This is a genomic window from Vibrio sp. 10N.286.52.F8 (assembly GCF_041468745.1).
GTDB classification, from domain to species: domain Bacteria; phylum Pseudomonadota; class Gammaproteobacteria; order Enterobacterales; family Vibrionaceae; genus Vibrio; species Vibrio crassostreae_C.
Map to the genome: position 1 here is coordinate 13,009 of NZ_JBFRJF010000007.1, position 18,068 is coordinate 31,076.

The following is an 18,068-nucleotide window of genomic DNA, read 5'->3' on the forward strand; positions in this document are numbered from 1 at the left end:
CAGATACGGTTCCAATGGCTTACTTCTGTTCACTTTGTTGGTCTTTGCGATGAACGCTAAAGTTGAACTTGGTGAGCTTGTTCGGGGTAATTCGCAACACTTTTGGGTTTTCGCTTACCACTTCCATGGAGGTGGAGAGCGAATCAGTGTCCAACTTCACTAGGAAGTTCTTACCTTTCTTATTGAGTACCCATTGGTCGGGCACGTGGTAACGACCGTACTGGTCTGTGTAAATAACGATTCCCTCAACCGTCATCAACTTAACGCCCGGAATACCATCTTCGTAAATACCTTTGTTCTCGATAACGATTTCCCACAGGTAATCCTCACCATCGCGATACAGGTTTCTGGTTACGTTGAGGTTTTCCGCGCTCAGTCCCTTTTTCTTGTCCGATTCATGCTTAAACTGAATCTGACCTTGTGCGTCGAACTCGATACGAGAGCCCGCATCGGTTGTGACGTAGAAATCAAAGCTTTGCTGTGTGCGAGTTTTAAATTGAATCACCACTTTGCTGGTTTCTGGCAGTGTTCGGTTCACTGAATGTCCCCAAAGGTCACCAAGCTCCAAACCTTGTTCAAGTGCAGTGGTTATCGCACCATCTTGAATAGCAACGTCTTGACCATCACGAATGATGTGCGTCGAATCAGCGATGTAGCCTTGTGTTGCTAAGTTCGCAGTTAGCTCAACATCAAACGCGGTTGCATCAGCTTGGAATCCATCTTTGTTATGATCTTCAAAAACTTTACCGATGATCGATGAGGTATCGAACACCTTGTCCGGCTCAATGGTCACTTTGGCGGTGTCTTCATTAGAAACAGCCGAGCCATCAACCTTCGCTACTGCGGTGTTGATGTAATCACCAAAAGTGGCACCTACCGAGACACGCAATAAGTAACGAATACGCAGCTTCTCGCCCGGATCAAAGTTCAACGATGTGAACATTAACTTGCCCGTATCTGATGGATCTTGAGAGATAACCTGATCGTCTTCCGTACCGAACTCACCATCAATGCCGCTTAGCACAACTTCTGATGTATCCACGATGTATTTCAGACCACCTGGGTAACGGTCTTCCACAGTCACGTTCTTAAAGTAAGATTCATTGTTGTTCTCAACGATGATCTCGTACTCAACCGCATCACCCACTTGCGCGGTATCTTGCAACGCAGACTTGGTCAGCTCCAACTCTCCAGAATTATCAGGAATCTTCTTGATATGAGTAGTTACACTGTCGCTGGTTTCGGTACCGTCAGATTCGGTCGCCGTAAAGGTATTGGTAATGTCGTCATCCAAGCCCTTACCTAGCGTACCCACGACCTCAAACGCGTAAGCATTTCGTTTGTTGGATTTCAGGTTAACGGTTGTGTCTAAGTCTTTATTCGACGGGAAAGAATGACGCTGAATAACCGCGCCCGAGTCGTCGACTTCCACACCTTCAATTGTCCAATCGATAAAGACTTTATTACCTGTGCTGTTTTGTAGTCCACTGATCTCATCGGTTAGACGAACATTAGCCGCGTTACCTTGACCGTTGTTGGTCACGGCTAAGTAATAAGTGACACTGTCGTCATCTTCGGTGTATTCAGGCTTATCAGAACGTTTTTCAACAACCAGATCAGCACCCACTGGCGGCAAATCCAAAGCAGATACTTGATCTGCCACTGCCTGCATCGAGGTTTCAGAGGCCAACATGCCTTTAGAACGAGCGCGCATCGCTGGGCTACCAGTTAAGTCGAGGTAGTATCCAAGCACATCGATATTAGTCAGCATGTCTTCGTTGACCGTCAATGTGAACGTGTAATCAATCTTGCCGCCCGGCGATATGTCGACCAAGGTGAACAGGTCTTTGTCGTCATCAAAGGTGCCAGGTTGAGTTTCAGCCCCTTCTGATGTTGCCGTTAGTGTCCATTCATCAAACGCATTACTAAAATTACCATCAATATGATCACCCATGGATTCAGAGAACTGGGTGTAAAGCGCGACATCTTTGGCTATACCTCGGCCTATGTTTTGCACCACTAAGTGATACTCAACCTGCTCTCCCGGCACGTAATACGGGGCATCGGTAAACAGCTCAGCTTGAACCACAGCCGCAACTGTTTGAACTGGAGGACTGATAACATCGCCGCCATCTACTTGCGCAGTATTAATGATGTGTCCGGTCGCGGTATCGACTACGGTGCCTTTTGAGCGGAACACAACTGTGCCGTGCGGTGCAATATCCACACTGTACTCAATCGGACTAATTTGCTCCGTCGTCGTTCCTACCGTGGTTGACTCAACAACCAAAGAAGTGGTTCCAGCAACAAAAGCAGGCCCAGTGGTACCATCGTAATAGCCCACCTCTATCGTGCTCATGTCATCGACAACACTTAAATCGCTGATGTAGTTGTTAGAGGTGTTTTCAATGGTAATCAAGAATTCCAGCTCACCACCCGGCTCATACTCGGTTTGTACGTTAGTTTTCGTCGCAACAAACTCAGAGTCTTTCGGTGTCATGACTACCGTTGAGTCTTGTGGTGTTCCGTTATAAGTGATGGTTGCCGTGTTACTGATATCGCCAATCGCCGTCGTACGAATCAACGCCTTAACATGGAATGTCACGGTACTTTGTGGCGCCACATCCATACTCACATCGATATCTTCACTCAAGTCGAACGTCTTGGGAGTGACAACAGAGCGATCATCCGAGGCGTCAAAGCTCACTTCCCATAGTAGGAATGCCGACTCTTGTTTATCCGCGGTCGTGTCGACTTGAATGTCACTGATGATGTCTTGAAGTTGAACACCAGATGCAAACGCATCAGAGCTGTTGGTTACGGTGATGTCGTAGTTAATCAGCTTGGTTACTTCATACGATGGCGTATCAACCGTCTTCTTGACCGAAACCGTCGCCAACACTGGTGTACTGGTAGCACTGTCATCAAATGTTGTGCCGTCAAAGGTCGCTGATGCGATGTTAGTAATATCGCCTGTCGCCAACGGATTAGTCGAAACTTGAATAGTGAAAACAATACTGTCTTGAGGCGCAATATCGAGCGTCTCATGAAGGTCTTCACCACGGGTTGCATCCGGTACTGGGGTTTCACCGGTTGTCGATACCGCCGATATTTGGATTGAAGCAGGGTCAAAAGCTTGTTCAGTCGTACCACCTGCAATCGTGGTTTCAACCGACTTCAGCGCATCTTCAATAGCAACATCTTCAGCCCAACCTAAGCCGTTATTCTTAACGGTCACGGTGTACTGAAGTGTTTCTCCCGGAAGGTACTCTGCTTTATCGACATCTTTAGTGATCTCAACTTGCGCATCTTCTGGAATGTAGGTCGCGTCTGCAGAGTGCTCACCGTCGTCGCTATCAACTTTAACGACGTTAGTGATCTCGCCTTTGGCCTTATCATTAACAGTGTTGGTCACGACAAATGAATAACTGTCACCCGGGTGAATGCTGTAAGTCGCACTATAACCCTGTGCGTTATTAACCACATCTTTGCGAGCGTTCAGGGCTGGATCGCCACTGCCATCAAGCTGTTCGTCGCTAATGATCCAATTACCTGTCAACGCTTGCTCTTGATCTGGGCTGTTAGCCACCTCTGTCATGATGGTGTCGATACGATCGGTTAGAACTTGATCGACAAGGTAACCTTCACCCGTGTTAGCCACAGTGATCTTGTATGAGATTGGTTGACCCGGTTGGTATTTGGCATCAGGTTCTGCAATTGGCGTCGTTTCTTTGGTTAGAACCAATTGACCCGACTTCGGCGTGATAAAGCCTTCTCGTAAGCGAGCGATCTTCGAATCGTCCAAACCATGTCGCAGATAAGCCGTATTGGTGAAGCGCCCAATCGCGTCATCTCGTACCTTGCCTTGGACGTGAATACGGACAACTGTGTACTTATCGCCGCCACCCGTACCGGCATCGTCACGCCCTGCCATCTTGATCGATTCGACAGGTAAATCGATGTCTGGACTGTTTTGACCAACTAGCTTATCTAACTCTGAAAAATCATTAGCGTCAGGGTCTGATGGCGCGGAGTTATAAAGCACATCGTAATCGACGCTCCACTCCGTGAGTGCGGTTTGCATCGAACCATCGACAGTTTCGACTTCGAAGCCACTGATGATGTCGCGGATTGAAAACAGGCCAGAATCCACATCATCGTTGGTAATATCGATGTAGTAATTCACCGTTCCACCAGGTACGTACGTAGGTGTATCTGTCCACTTATCAACTAGAATGTTCGAGCGGCCAGGGTTGAGGACAATATCGTTGGTGTTATCGCCATTCACTTGTGCTGTATTGGTGATGGTACCTGTCGCTGACGTAGAAACTCTGCCTTTCACGTCAAATACAATGTGCTCACCTGGGCGAAGGTCGACAGTTGCATTCAATGGTACACTGCCGTTGTAGTTACCTCGTACGTCATAAGAACCAACAGGTTCCACAGCAATCGCGGTGGTCCATTCAGAGAACGCATCATCACCATCTTCGGTTTTGATGGTATGAATAGCATCGATAACACTCACGTCATTCGCGATGCTATCACCCGTATTCTCTAGCGTAACTTGATACTCAACATCCCCGCGAGGTGCGTAGGTACAGCTACTGCCATCGTTTGAAGGAACTGAACAACCAGCCGATTCACCATCGGTGTAAACCAAGGTTTTGAAATAGTCGAGCTCAGCTTCTTGAGGTGGGATAGTTTCTGACGTCGCAGACTCATTTTCTGCCGTCACTCGGTTGGCTTCGATAGTTCCCAAAGCGTCATCACGGATAACACCCGTTAAGTTAAACGTCAGTATTTCACCTGCGGCAATATCGGTTTCAATATTCAGGTTATTGTTTGGGTTATAGCTAGGAACATAGGTATCGACGTTGGCATCAATACCATTACTGATTTCGTGAATGATATCGCCCGAAACAAAGGCAGACTCCATTGTTCCGCCAATAACCTCAACTTGGATATCCTTTACCGTGTCTTTGATTTGAATATCATTCGCCCAACCGTTTTCAGTGTTAGTGACCACAAATTCATACTCAACTTCGTCACCCGGCAGATAGGTATCCCCATCATTGAACGGGTTGCCGTTAATCGACACCACGCGTTTTTCAACACTGATATTATTTCCTAGTGGCATTAGAGTCGCAGTACGAACCTTACCGTCATAATTCGCTTTGTTTTGAATATCGCCCAACGCATCCTCACGAATCTCAGCATGGATGGTGAACGTTAGGCTTTCTTGAGGCGCGATAACAATGTCGTTATCAATATTGACGTTATTACCAGAAACGAAGTCAACCGCGTCTGTAATCGAACCTACCGCTGCCGTTTTTTCTAGCTGCACTTCCCAACCAGATAAAAATGGCTGGCCGACAGGGTCAGTGCCAGACGTCGAGGCATCTTCTGCAATGCGAGTCTGAATTGCAGAAATAGTATCTTCAAGGCGAGAACCATATTCTATACCATCCCCCGCATTCTTAATCTCAACGCGGTAATAAACCTCACTTTCACCAGCGACTTGAGAATACTCAGTCTTTGCCGAGGAGAGGCCTGCGTCATAAAATGCTTTCTTAGAGAACGAAATTTCAGGCTCAGCCATCTTTGCAGGTGGAGATACGGCAATTAGTTCATTTCCGTTGTCTTCATCGATGTACGCTCGGTTAGTGAAAGAACCTACTGCTTTCGGACTGATTTTGGCCTTGATGACGTAACGCACAAACGATGACAATACTACACCGCCAAAGTTGTCTGCCGAGATATCGAAGTGAGTATCAATCGGCTTATTGTCTTGGATTGAGTTATCAACATCTGGGTTGGAAATACCTGAGCTATCAGTGAATGTTTCAATCGTCCAGCTATCAAATGCAGGGCCACGCGTTCCATCAAAGTATTGAGTGTTAATTTGGTCGATGTCATCACGCAAGCTCATATCATCAACGTGGGCGCTCGCAATGTTCTCAATTAAAATTTCATATTCAACATAACCACCTGGCATGTAGTTAGTTGCGCCAACCAGTTCGTTTTCATCCGTGTCGTAATACGCCAGAATGTTCTTTTCAAAATCAACTTTACGAGCTTCTTGCTGAATATCATGAGAAATGGTGTCGCCATCAACGGTTAGAACGTTAACAACATCGCCATTGGCTTTGTCATTGATGGTCGCGACAACTTGGTACTCAAGCTTAGCGCCCATCGGAATATCGGCTTCAACATTTAGGTTACTGTTGGTTGATGTGTAAACATTGCCAGCACCTGCGCCCGCATCCACATACTCAGAATCAGTTCCAGTTGCGATCGATGTGATGGTCCAATCTGAATACGCTGGTCCTGTATTACCATCCACTAAGCTGACCGTAATATCTTCGAGGTTATCGACGATTGGAATATCGTGAGCGTTACCTTTGCCGTCATTCTCAATCACTAAGTGATAGGTCACGGTTTGAGCGGGCTCGTACACCGCTTCATCAGTCGTTTTATCAAAATCTAAATGGTAGCCATCGGGAATCACGACGGTATCTCGATAATGAATATCACCGACCGCATCCGGTCTTACGGTACCTGTTACTGTGTAAGTCACGTCTTCGCCAGCATCGATATCAATCGAGGTTACGATGTCAGTGTCGTTCGCAACATCACCGTCTTTGGTACCATCTGTTGTACCCGCGTTCGCAGGATCGCTCTTAGCAACCGCCACCGTAAACTTGTTTGAACCTACCGAATCATCGAAAAATGGATTACCTGAATTGCCATCTTGTAGCTCCACTGATATGTCATTAATCAGTTCGTTAACGTCTACGTTGTTTCGATAACCATGTCCATCTTGAGAGTTGTACCTAATGGTATAAGTCAACTCATCTCCCGGAGAGTAGCGGTTAATGTTAGTAGTGCGAACAACGCCGCCGTTATTATGTACCTGATGGTTTTCAGCCACGGCACGTTTGGCATACTCACAATCGTCAGTACAACCGGCATTATCATCATGAATCAGCACGGCTTCGTTGCGGATTATGCCGCCGTCTCTGTCCGCTACACCGTTAGATACCGCATTGTCTTTGACATGCGCCTTAATACGCACCGTGACAAAGTCTTTGGCCGGAATTGAAACTGGGAACTCCACATCTTCAGTCGTTTGAGGGCCGAAACCAGAGCCAGTATCAACAGACCAATAGTCAAACGGGTTTTGATTAAGAACATCTTCTACTTCACCATCTTTATCATTCGCTAGCGTAGTAGTGATCTCACTCAGGCGATCCATGAAGATAAGATCGGTCTCATCAGTGTCGCTGTTATTGCCAATAACGATGGTGTAGGTGAGATCTTCACCCGGCGTGTAGCGGACAACATCGGTCGTTTTGGCTAATGAAACATTGATGTCATAGGTACTGTGTGAGTTATCTATTTGAGCGGAAGAGCTGTGGTCACGGTCTGTAATAGGATCGTAAACATCAACACGGTTCGATACTTGTTCTTCTTCATAGTCAGACTTAACAATGCCGCTCACCTCATAGTGAACCCACCCTCCGGGAGTGATATCAACGTCGGTATCGATGTCAGTGTCGTTAGCAATGTCACCGTAACGAGAACCCGGTTTATCTGTGTTGGTCGAACCTACAATTGTCCAACTATTAAAGAAGTTAAGCGCTGAAATACTATCTTGTACCGTTGCGTCATTTGCATAGCCAACACCGCGGTTATAGATATAAATATTGAACGTAGCGCGCTCACCTACAACAAAGTCGGTATTTTGAGCGGTCTTAGCGACTACAAGATTCGGCTCGCTAGGATAGGTACGTACCGTATCCGATAGATTAGTATCTGGTCCCGTCACTGTTGCGGTATTGGTGAATGATCCCCAAAGAATCTCACTGTCGACACTGCGATCGAGTGTCCCAACAATGGTATAAGTAATCGTCGCACCTGGCGGGATCTGAGCGGTGGCATCCAGATCATTGTTATCCGAGAACGATCCAGGGTCAGTCACGGCTTTCACCCACGGGGAGTCTGCCTCTCTTTCTGCACTGATCGTCCACGAAGAGAACACGGGCTTGGTTTCACCCGGCTCGTGAAGTAACTCTGCTTCTATGGTACTGATTTCATCTTTAACATTGATGTTAGAGGCGAAACCGTTCCCTGCTGGGTTGGTAATGCTGATCGTATAAGTGACAGTATTGGTGGTGTCGGTATACGCGTTTTGTTCGTCATGACCATCAACACGCTTATCCAATACTAAGTAGTAATCTCGTGGGTATGAGCCTCTATCGGAATAAAGTACGCTGTCAACCGTCACTTCATTACGGATTTCATCATCGGCAATGGGGTTTACGGTCGCGGCAATGCTATAAACGATCTTATCGTGTGGAGCTAGCTTTGCCTTCACATCTAAGATCTTTTGATTCTTCTGATTACCTTCTATGTCATCAGTAAAGCCGGGATCACTGTTTGTCGAAATTGAGCCGTCAGAGGCATAAGATTTCGCAGTAATAATCCAGCTCAAATACGCTTTAGTCGGTGTATCATTAATAGACTGAGTCATGACAGAGACTAAATCATCATAAACCGGTATATCAATCGCATAGCCGTCACCGTTATTCTCTACCGTGATGTCGTAGTTCAGGGTACCGCCAGCTGAGTAGTAACGAGAATCCACTTCCTTTTGGACCTTTAATTTCGAGTTTGGCATTTGGACGCCAGAACCCGACTCGCCTAAGTTATCCCCTAAGCACAAGCCGGCATCGGTACCATCATCAACAATCTGCCCCACACTGGTATCTGCCACTTTTGCGGTCAGCTTATAATGAACGAAGCCCTCAGGTGCGAGGTCGACTTTCAAATTGATGTCGTTTGTTGTCCAAGTATTGTAATTAAATGAACCATAATTCGATCCTTCACCACTTCTATCAGCGACTTCAAGCTTCCACTCGGAAAATGCTGAAGCATTAGAGCCATCCGCTTGCTCTGTCACGATACAAGCAAATTTATCGAAGACTTCGATATCGTTGGCGAAGAACTCTGTGTCCTTGTTAGAAATAACAATGTCATAGACCACTTCGTTATCACCGACTATCCCCGGAACATAAGTCGTATCTGTGGTGTTCTTATTACGTGTAATTTGACTTGATGACGTCGTCAGAACGTCTTTCGAATCGAGAATATTGGCCAAAGCATCGCCAGAATCTGCGTGGCCATCAGCATCAACCACTCGGGCTGCAACTTGGGGAATTTGACCAATAGACACAGGGCTAACGTCCACCACAACGGAATAAACAATCTGCTCACCAGGATAGATAGACACTTTGTCTTCTAGTGACTTGTTGGACTCCTTTCCAGATGCATTGAGTTCAGAAAGGCTATTAGAACCGATCGAGGTCACTTCATTGGTCCAAAAATCGTAAGGGTTACCAACCGTGTCAGTTGCGTTCTTTTCGTTGCTGACATCGTTGCCTAGTTCGGTTTCAAGATCCGCAAGAAACTGCTGAACAGAATAATGGTACGCGATACCAGTGTTTGCTTGGTTAGCAACCGTGACCGTATAGGAAAACTCATCGTCGACTAGGTAGTTATCCGATTGGTTCAAGGTATGTGTCAGGGTGATACTAGGCTCAGTGGGTGGAGTGATAACCTCATCAACTGTGACCAAGTCATCGCGTGTTTCAGCGATTATACCGTCATTAACGATGTCGCCGACTAAATTGTCGGCAACGGTCGCTTTAATTTCGTAAGTCACAGAACCGCCTATATCAATCGACGCATCACTTACTGATAAGTCCCCTGATTCGGCGAAGGTGCCTGGATCGCTTTTGCTGCCTTCAACCTTGGTGGCAGAGTTAACGTTGTCAGTAAAAGCTTGTTGCAAAGCCCCTTCAATATTGAGTGCCTTTATATCTGAAATGATATCTTGAACGTCGAGCGCCTGAATAAACGTATCGCCAGTATTCGAAACCTTAATCTTATAGGTGAGTTTGTTATTGAGTTGATAGTTCGCTTTATCGACCGAAACAACAACATCATGTTGATACACACCACGCTGAATGGATTCTGTATTTGATTCAACAGCATCCAATAGTCCAGTGCTCGCACTTGCGAAGTTATCAATCGTACCGGCTGCGTTAGCAGAAACGGTGGCGACCATGGTGTAGGTCACTGACCCACCAGCCGCAATACGCACACCTGATGCATCTAAGTTTCCGAAGCGACTGTAATCACCTGGAGATGACAGGAAGGAGGATTGCGCTTGAGTCGAGACTTGCGAGAACGCGCTGACATTATTCCCTTGGTCATCTGTCGTTAAGATATTTAACAGCTCATCCTTAACGTCCAACTCAGCAATAGCTTTATCCGACTCATTCGTTAAAACAAGCGTATAAGCCACCTCTTGGTCGTTGTCGTAAGACGCGCTGTCAACAGACAGATCCATAACAAGACCCGTTGTGTCCGCATAGGAGGCAAATGGAATCAATAAAATAGATAAGAAAAAGGCAAGGTTGTATCTGAACATTAACGCGCACTTCACAGTAGATTGACAAGTGTCTAGGCAAAAAGCCATAGATTTGACGTCACTAATTTGGCACTTAGCCTATTAGGGACATGCGCAACATACAGTTCAAATAATCCGAACAATTAACATCTGTAAAAAACAAATTACTGAAGATGTTAAATAGAGAATCTGATGTCTAAATTAGAATCAAGACATTGAGTTAATTATCAGAAGGTTAATGTTTTAATGAGTGAGTTTTCACAGTTGTTACGTAACTTCAGAAAGGAACTTCAATTTACACAAACAGAGTTTGCAACCTACTTAAATCAGCTGGACGACGAGTTTAATGCGGTTGACGTCGTAACGATAAATCGTTGGGAAAACAGTAAGGTAAAGCCTAGTACATACAAAGCACTCAAGATCTTACAGTACCTTGGCGGAGATTTGTTTGAGACAATAAAGAGCTTTAAGTCCGAACAAAAAGACACGTTAATCGAACTGTTTTTAAACGAATCCTATGGCTCATTTCAAAGTAGAATTTCAGCTCTATCAGGCCTGAATCAACAACAAGGCAAACGCAACTTTAAGTCACTGCCTTTAATGTCAGAGCCGTGTGACACTGGCGTTATCGACAGAATCAAACTACTTTCTAAATTCACAAAAGTCGATATTTCGCCACTGGACCAAATTGATTTATATCTCTACTACTGTGAGAAAAAAGCACATGGTCACAAGCTGATCAATGTTGATGGCGACATTGTGAGTCACAACGTAGGCTTTTTCTTTGAAGACCATCAATTTGAAACATTAAAAACTCAAGAGCTAGATCTAAGAATGGCCTGCTCTTTAAATTCAAGCAAAAGCATAAATTATTTTAATATAAGCTCACACTCAGAGACAAAAGATCATGTTATTGAGCATATAGTTTCAGATATACAGTTACTTTCTCAGAACAAAAACATTAAAAAATATTCTGTTTTAGTAAAAGACCCCAATATGATGAGACTCTTGAAGAGTGTGGGGTTTGAAGTATTTAAATTTTCAGAACCTTCTGCTAAAAAATGTAATATTACATTCAAAAATAAATATTATAGCTACTGTATATTAACGATTGATAAAATAGACTATCTGACTAATCGGAACGTAATGTCACTAATCAAAGATGAATATTCTACCATGATGAAATTTCCGCAATTACTGCGCGAAGCGCGCAAGAAATTGAAGTTAACGCAAAAGGGTTTTGCGGCATACATTAATCACTTAGATGATGAATTCAGCTCTGTAGATGTCGTAACGATAAATCGATGGGAAAATAGCAAAGTAAAGCCAAGTAATTACAAAGCCCTAAAGCTATTGGACTGCCTTGGTCTGGACTTGTATACAACGTTGAAATCCTTTGATTCAGAAGATAACGAAGACAGTGCATTACTTGAAGACTTCCTTCGTGAGAGGTTCTTTTCGTTTCAAAGCCGAATATCGTCTATCACTAAAGGGGAAATAGAAGAAGGCTGCGACTGTCAGATCATGCCACTAATGACAGATCAGAATGACAAAGCAATAATAGATAGAATAAAGCTGATTTCACAATATACAAAGATGGATCCTTCAGCCCTTGATACCATAGATCTGTTTCTCTATTGCAGTGAAAAAAAGGCGCATGGCAGAAAAATGGTCGATGTTAATGGCGATATTGTTAGTCATAGCCTAGGTTTTTTCTTCAACGAAGAGGTGTTCGAGCAATACCAAAATAAGCATCTACATATTAAGCAAGCTTGCTCTTTAGATTCTAACCAGAACTTAAATTACATTGTGGTTAGCGGTCACTCTGAGAAGCGCGAACAATCTATTGCGAACCTAATTTCCGATATGAAGCTTCTTGCAAGAAATACTAAGATTAAAAAGTATTCCATGATCATTAAGAACCCAAGTGCATTGGAACTTATGAAGAACATCGGATTTGAAATATGGAAGTTTTCAGAACCAACAGAAGAAAAGTCGAACATCACCTTCAAAAACAAAAACTACCGCTATTGCGTACTGACTATCGACAAGATTGAATTACTGAGTAATAAACATGTTATTTCTTTTATTAGTAAATATGGTTAAGCACCGGATTTTACCAACGATAGAAAGCTTATACTAAATTCTGCTTAAGCTTTTCTTCCAACGCATGGATACACAGCTTGATGGCGATAGGCGTATTTGAAGCGAATGGATTTAGCGCATAAACCGTGTTGGTGGGTAATTCAAAGCTTGGCAGCACGTCGACAACATCACCAAATAACTGAGGAATGCAGAAATCTGGAATCACACCGATACCAACACCTGATTTAATCAGTGCAAGGCAACTGTGGAACGAATTGGTGACGCAACTAGCTTGCTGTTGGTAGACAAAGTCCTGCTCAGTTTGAGAACTAAAATGATGAGTCACCTGCTTTCCCTGCCAAGAGTTTGCAATGTAAGGAATCGATTCAAGCTCACGTTCACGCATGCTTTCAACGCCACATAACACATCTTTAAACTCACCTAACCTCTTCTGCTTTAAGTTACTGTCACGAGAACTGCCCACTCGTACCGCGAGATCAATATCGTGCTCCATGAAGTCTAAATGCTGATCGTCGCTTATCAGTTCTGGCTTTAACTTCGGATATTGTTTCATCAGTTCGGCAATAACAGGCGCTACCAATAAATCCATCAAGGCATTCGGAGCTGTGATACGAATCCGGCCTTGTGGCTCTTCTAGCTCGGCTTTTACCATATCCCAAGCCGATTCAGCGATCACATTGATGTCTTTGCAACTCAAATAAAAGCGCTCACCCATGCTTGTCAAAGTTTGTCTTCGTGTTGTGCGTTTAAGGAGAGAGGCGCCTAACTCTTGTTCTAGAATTTTGAGATGTTGACTGACGACAGATTTAGACAACTCTAACTTTTCAGCCGCAGCCGAGACTGAACCCTGCTCTACGATATGAGCGAAAATCGACATCTGCTTTAGCTTACTCATCTTATTGTTCTCTTTTTACAAACAGTATTTTCTATTATCTCTGTTTTTCAAATCAATTTCCAAGACTAAACTCAATTCAACTTATCGAAATACCAAATAAAAAAGACAGTGCTCGAAACAACAAGACTGTTATGGAGAAAGACAATGTTAGACAACCAAATTTTAGAAGCATGTAAGCAAGGCATTAACGCGTGGCAAAAGGCTTTCAACAACCAAGATGCGAAAGGTTGTGCCGATCAATATACTAAAAGCTGTGTAATGGAAGCGCGTCCATTTGGTACTTTTGAAGGTCATGAAGCGATTCAAGCATTTTGGCAAAACATCATCGACCAAGGTTTCAAAGACGTTGATTACACCGATGTAAAATGGGAAGAGCACCCAGACGGCGGTTACATTCTTACCGCGAGTTGGACAATGAACAAAGCGTTTGGCGTTGTACATCATGAACACTGGGCACTTGAAGCCGATGGCTGCGCTCGCTTAGTCAGCGACAACTTCGAAGTTCAAGGCGAACGCTAGAGCTGTAATTAACAGCTAGAAGCTCAAAAATAGAAACAGAAAACAAAAAGCCAGCAATCCAAATGGACTGCTGGCTTTATAATGTTCACTCTTGTCGCCCTTTCACTTGGTTTGAAGGTGATTGAGTGACTCTACACAATCACTCAACACGCTCATCATTTCAAATCAAAGTGTCTGGTAAGACAGAACAAATACAAGTCAAAGTTACAGTGCTGCTTTCTTCGCTTCTGTAATCCAACCATCGAACGTGCTTTGGTTCGCTTTGATCCAACCGTTTACGTGCGCTTCGATATCAGCAGAGCTGTTCTTACCTTTACTCATCATCATGTTCTGAGCGCTTACATCATTGATGTTAAGTTTGATGATTTCAAAAAGCTTCGCTGCTGATGGGTTGTTCTTAGCAAACTCTTTATTCGCAATAATGCGCATTGAGTTCATTTCGAAGCCGTAGTTTTTGCCGTTAGATAGCGTCGTATCCACGTTCGAACGCTCGCCAGGAAGTGCTGAGAAAGGAACTTCTAACCAAACTACATCTTCGTTAGGCACCAATACGCCACTTACCCAGTAAGGTGTCCACGTGTAGTAAAGGATTGATTCACCCTTTTGGTAACGAGAAATTGTATCTGCAATGATTGCAGCGTAGTTACCTTGGTTGTGAGTTACCGTATCGTCCAGTTTGAACGCTGAAAGTTGATGTTCAATCACCATCTCACAACCCCAACCTGGGTTACAGCCTGTAAGGTCTGCTTTGCCATCACCGTCAGCATCAAACAGCTTCGCGATTTTCGGATCCGTCAGTTGACCAATGTTAGTGATGTTGTATTTTTCAGCCGTTTTCTTATCAATTAGGTAACCTTGAGCGGCACCGCTTACATATTGGCCTTCACGGTAGAATTTGTCATCGCCGCCCGCCATTTTGTATTTATCAGCATGAAGCGGGAACCAACCTACGGTTAGGAACGTCGCGTCACCTTTTGCGATAGAGGTGTAACCTACGTTGTAGTCCACTTCTTGCGTAGATTTCACGTCGTAGCCAAGCTCTTCAAGGGCGCGGTTAACAATCAACGTTTGGAATGTTTCTTCCGCTACAGACGATTGAACTGGCTGAACTGATACACCTTCACCCGGTAAGCTTGCTGCCCACACGTTCGTTGATACTGCTAATGTAGAAACGATGCTAACTGCAAGTTTGCTCTTCCATGAATTATTCATTGGTGTTTTTCCTTAATTGTAGTTCTGATTTGTTACCGCGATTTATCGCATTGAGCACAAGAGAAACAGGGCCCATGTGGTACCAGCGTAATTTTGTATTACCTGCATTTACCCCGAGAACTTGAGTAATGCGGTCAAGCAGGATTGCTAGAATAACGATGCCGAGACCACCAACAGCGGCCAGTCCCATATCTAGACGGCCGATACCTCTCAGTACCATTTGACCTAAACCACCTACCGCGATCATTGATGCGATAACCACCATAGATAGCGACAACATCAGTGTTTGGTTCACGCCCGCCATAATGGTTGGTAATGCAAGTGGCAGTTGAATTCGGTAAAGCATCTGCTTTTTGCTTGCACCGAATGAATGACCCGCTTCGATCAAATCTTCCGGTACTTGCTGAATACCCAGAATGGTTAAACGTACCACCGGTGGCAGTGCGAATATAATGGTCACCACCACACCTGGAACGTTACCGATACCAAACAACATTACGATGGGTACTAAGTAAACGAAGGCTGGCGTTGTTTGCATAGCGTCCAGAATTGGGCGAACGAATTTAGCCGCCGTGTTACTTCGGGCGAGCCATATCCCCATAGGTAAACCGATCAACAGGCAGAAGAATACAGATGTCATCACCAGTGAAAGCGTGGTCATCGCTTCAGACCAAGCGCCAATCAAACCAATCATAGTAAGAGATACTGCCGTAGCAACACCCAGTTTCAGGTTTGAAAACTGCCATGCCACCAAGAACAAAATGATGAGCATAAATGGGGCTGGCGTAGACACCAATGCCGTTTCAAATGAACTTAGAATGAAATCGATAGGTACACGAATTGCTTGAAACAATGGTCGTCCGTGTTCAACTAGCCAATTCAATCCAGACTCAACCCAAGTATCAACAGGCAGAACGGCTTCTGCAAAAGGATTAAGAGGATCAAAAGGAATGGTTTCTACGGTTTCACTGCTTAGCCAATCTGCCGATGGTGAAGTGTCAGCGGCTTGACCCCAAGGATCACTTGATGGCTGAGCGGCAGGAGCAGACTGTGACCATGGGTCATTATTTGTTTGTTCAGACGACATGATCTACCCCTTATCCAATGTTTGTAGCAAACGTGACTTAGTTACCACGCCAAAGTAATTACCTTGCTCATCCACAACAGGAACCGAGTAAGGCACACCACCAACAAGGCCAAGCACGTCATTGATTGGTAAATCAGGGTTTAGCGTTAATCCATCATCGAGCTGCGCGCTCACTAATGATTTGTTCTCTTTGTGAGCTTTACGAAGAGAGTCGATAGAAACAATGCCGGAGTAAAGGCTGCTCTTCTCAACAACGATGCCGTATTCACGGTCGTTATCCATTAGGATTTGCAGAGCGGAAGCTGGGCCGTCGTGTTCTGACTTTTTAAATACCGCAGCCGGTTTCTTACGCGCAATGTCTTTCACAGTAAGTACGCTTGCGACATTTACACCACGGAAAAAGGCTTCGACATAGTCGTTCGCTGGGTTGTTAAGAATTTCGTCTGGTGTGCCCACTTGAACCACTTCACCGTTTTGCATAATGGCAATACGGTCACCGATTCTCATCGCTTCATCCAAATCATGAGAGATGAATACAATCGTTCGTTTATCGTCATTTTGAAGACGAATCAGTTCATCTTGCATTTCAGTACGAATCAAAGGATCGAGTGCCGAGAACGCTTCGTCCATTAACAGGATATCTGGGTCACATGCCAAGGCTCGCGCTAGACCAACACGTTGTTTCATACCGCCAGACAATTCATCTGGGTACGATTCTGAGTATGCGCCAAGGCCTACGCGCTCAAGTGCTTCAAGTGCTGATTGCTTTCGTTGTTCAACTTCAACACCCGCAAGCTCTAGACCAAACGCGGCATTCTCGATAACCGTCATATGCGGCATCAAAGCGAAATTTTGGAAAACCATGGAGATGTTGTTGCGGCGAACTTCGCGGAGTTCATCTTCTGAGATGTGGGCAATGTCTTTGCCTCGAAGAAGCACATTGCCTTTGGTAGGTTCGATCAAGCGGTTAAGAAGGCGTACTAGGGTTGATTTGCCAGATCCTGACAGTCCCATTATGACGAAAATCTCGCCTTCTTGAATACTAAGAGAAACATCGTTAACGCCGATCGTTAGCCCTGTTTCTTCGAAAACTTTATCTTTATTTGCGCCTTCATTAATCATTGTAAAAGCACGGGCGGTGTCTTCACCAAACACCTTGTACAGTCCCTTAACTTCCAGTATGGGATCCATGTAATCTAATCCTTTATCAGTTATTTAAACTTAAATTGGTTATTTAAACCCGAAAAACAATTAGCACTCTAAGTAATTGACGCGTGTAAATCAAGGTTCTTCGTTCGGTAAAACAAGGCAACAGACTGAAACCAGACCAGCAACAACAAGACCAAAAATAAGCAAAAACAAAGCAAGCCACTGATAATAAGAGGGATAAATTAGATAAGCGTACGGCCAATATTATGTATTACGTAGTCGTAGATTATTGAATATTAATTTTACATTAGAGTGATTAATAGGCTGAATGAACCAACAAAAGCCATAATTAGTTCGTGCACAAATAATTCGAGTACGAACTATTTATTAAGCTTTCATGATGCTTCCGAGGCGAAAGTTCGCTCGGTAAAAAATATAAGATCAACTCTCAATCTCTACCTAAAAACCAAAGGTCAACCGGCTAAAGTCAGCGAGTTGAAATCAACCTTTTCAACCAAGAATTTTAATACGTCACACCAACTGTGATACTTGCTGCAAACTGTCAATTGGTGATTATCTAAGCTGAACTTCAACTTGTAGAGTGCTCATTGCTGAGCCATTCTTTA

The 18,068-nt window shown here is 44.3% G+C and carries 7 protein-coding genes; 2 read left to right on the plus strand and 5 right to left on the minus strand.

All coding sequences use genetic code 11. The annotated features are described in order from the left end of the window. Nucleotides 1–19: 19 nt before the first annotated feature. Nucleotides 20–10,414, minus strand: coding sequence for a hypothetical protein (locus AB4133_RS02355; protein ID WP_372223974.1), 10,395 nt, complete (start codon nucleotides 10,412–10,414; stop codon nucleotides 20–22). A gap of 306 nt (nucleotides 10,415–10,720) precedes the next feature. Between AB4133_RS02355 and AB4133_RS02360 the strand changes: the two genes are divergently transcribed. Then, entirely contained in the window at nucleotides 10,721–12,580 is a 1,860-nt protein-coding gene (locus tag AB4133_RS02360; RefSeq protein WP_372223893.1) for a helix-turn-helix domain-containing protein, read from the plus strand. Nucleotides 12,581–12,608: 28 nt separating this feature from the next. Here AB4133_RS02360 and AB4133_RS02365 read toward each other — a convergent pair whose 3' ends face one another. Continuing rightward, nucleotides 12,609–13,475, minus strand: a complete 867-nt coding sequence (locus AB4133_RS02365; RefSeq protein ID WP_017065956.1) for a LysR family transcriptional regulator — start codon at nucleotides 13,473–13,475, stop codon at nucleotides 12,609–12,611. A gap of 144 nt (nucleotides 13,476–13,619) precedes the next feature. Here AB4133_RS02365 and AB4133_RS02370 point away from each other — a divergent pair, with 144 nt between their 5' ends. Continuing rightward, entirely contained in the window at nucleotides 13,620–13,994 is a 375-nt protein-coding gene (locus AB4133_RS02370) for a nuclear transport factor 2 family protein (RefSeq protein ID WP_017060338.1), read from the plus strand. 204 nt (nucleotides 13,995–14,198) lie between these two features. Here the strand turns inward: AB4133_RS02370 and proX are convergent, their stop codons facing one another. From proX to proV, 3 genes are read right to left on the minus strand one after another with little or no spacing between them, the layout of a single operon-like run. After that, nucleotides 14,199–15,206, minus strand: coding sequence for a glycine betaine/L-proline ABC transporter substrate-binding protein ProX (gene proX / locus AB4133_RS02375; protein WP_004734648.1), 1,008 nt, complete (start codon nucleotides 15,204–15,206; stop codon nucleotides 14,199–14,201). Then, complete coding sequence (proW, locus tag AB4133_RS02380; protein WP_004734649.1) at nucleotides 15,199–16,293, minus strand: glycine betaine/L-proline ABC transporter permease ProW; 1,095 nt, start codon at nucleotides 16,291–16,293, stop codon at nucleotides 15,199–15,201. The genes proX and proW overlap by 8 nt, the downstream gene beginning before the upstream one ends. A gap of 3 nt (nucleotides 16,294–16,296) precedes the next feature. Further along, nucleotides 16,297–17,484, minus strand: a complete 1,188-nt coding sequence (gene proV, locus AB4133_RS02385; RefSeq protein ID WP_372223894.1) for a glycine betaine/L-proline ABC transporter ATP-binding protein ProV — start codon at nucleotides 17,482–17,484, stop codon at nucleotides 16,297–16,299. Between the last annotated feature and the right edge of the window lie 584 nt (nucleotides 17,485–18,068).